2 protein-coding genes are annotated in these 1,277 nt (G+C 64.3%); both read right to left on the reverse strand.

The genetic code is table 11. From position 1 onward, the window contains the following. Nucleotides 1–17: 17 nt before the first annotated feature. The gene (locus JMA46_RS16705; protein WP_247647403.1) at nt 18–704 is read right to left on the reverse strand and encodes an IS630 family transposase; all 687 of its coding nucleotides are present in this window, start codon (nt 702–704) and stop codon (nt 18–20) included. Continuing rightward, on the reverse strand, nt 701–1,186 hold the full coding sequence (locus tag JMA46_RS16710; RefSeq protein ID WP_207346474.1) for a helix-turn-helix domain-containing protein: 486 nt from the start codon (nt 1,184–1,186) through the stop codon (nt 701–703). The genes JMA46_RS16705 and JMA46_RS16710 overlap by 4 nt, the downstream gene beginning before the upstream one ends. Nucleotides 1,187–1,277 lie beyond the last annotated feature (91 nt).

The following is a 1,277-nucleotide window of genomic DNA, read 5'->3' on the forward strand; positions in this document are numbered from 1 at the left end:
CTAGTAGAGCGTCGCTTCTAATTTCCTTCTGAATGCTCGGGGTAAAGGTGGCGCAGCTTGATGCGGGCGTCTGCGGTCGTGAACTGCCAGTTGACCTGCCGCTGGTCTGTGTTCGTTGCTTCCTGCCAGGCGGTTAGTTCGGTGTTCAGCACGCCCAGGTCATCGATCCGCCGGTCCAGGCACTGCCTGGTCAGGGCCGAGAGCTCGATTTCGGCGATATTCAGCCAGGACCCGTGCTTTGGTGTGTAGTGGAGCTCGAGGCGTTGGGCCAAGCGGTGCGCCTTGGCCGGGTCGAAGGCCTCGTACAGGGAACCGAGCGTGTGGGTGTTGAGGTTGTCCATCACCAGCACGACGGTCTCGGCCTCGGGGTAGTCCACCGTGAGCAGGCGCTCGACTTCGTGCGCCCAATCCACCCGAGTCCGCCGCTGGCGGGCGACCACGCGCCGGTGTCCAGCCAACGGCTCGACCCAGACGAAGATCGCGCACGTGCCATGGCGGACGTACTCGCTGTCTTCCTTCCGGTCCCGCCCCGGGGCGGCCGGGATCGGTTCCCGGGCATGGGCCAGGAGCTGGTACGGTTTCTCATCCATGCACACCACCGGACGGGCAGGGTCATAGGGGCGGTGGTAGACATCCAGGACGTCTTCCATTCGGGCGAGGAACTCCCCGTTCCCTTTCGGCGGGATCGTCCAGCACTGCTTCAGGTGAGGGCGAAGTTTCGTTTTTTTAAGACCTTGCCGATGGTTGAGTGGTCAAGGTCCGGGATGTCATCGACAAGCACGATGTGTTTCTCCAGCAGGCGCAGGCTCCACCGGTCATAGCCTTCCGGGGGCTGCGAGCACGCCAGGGCGAGAATGCGGGCCTCGACCTCACCGGTGACGACGGATTCCACCGGCGGGGTGAGCCTCTTCTTGCGCCGGATCGTCACCTGCACGTCTCCGGCGTGCTCACTGTAGGCCCTGGTTACCTTCACGATCGTGTCGACACAGACCCCGGCACGCCCGGCGATGGCGGCGTTCGTGGGAACAGGACCGTGCCGGTCGCGGTCGTTCTCATCGAGTTCGAGCAGGATCCGTGCCCTGCGGACCTCCTGGGCCGGATGGGACCCCGTGCGGGTCAGCAGGACCAGCGCCTTCCTGTCCGCGGGACTGAGCCTGACGGGGCGGGTGCGTGTCCTAGCCTTCACGGAGCCTCTTTCCGGGCGGGGAGCCGGGGAAGATCCGCCCACATCCTTCATACACTATCTCAGCAGAATATTAGAACCGACGCTCTACTAG

The sequence above is a fragment of the Arthrobacter sp. E3 genome, assembly GCF_017353415.1.
GTDB lineage: Bacteria > Actinomycetota > Actinomycetes > Actinomycetales > Micrococcaceae > Specibacter.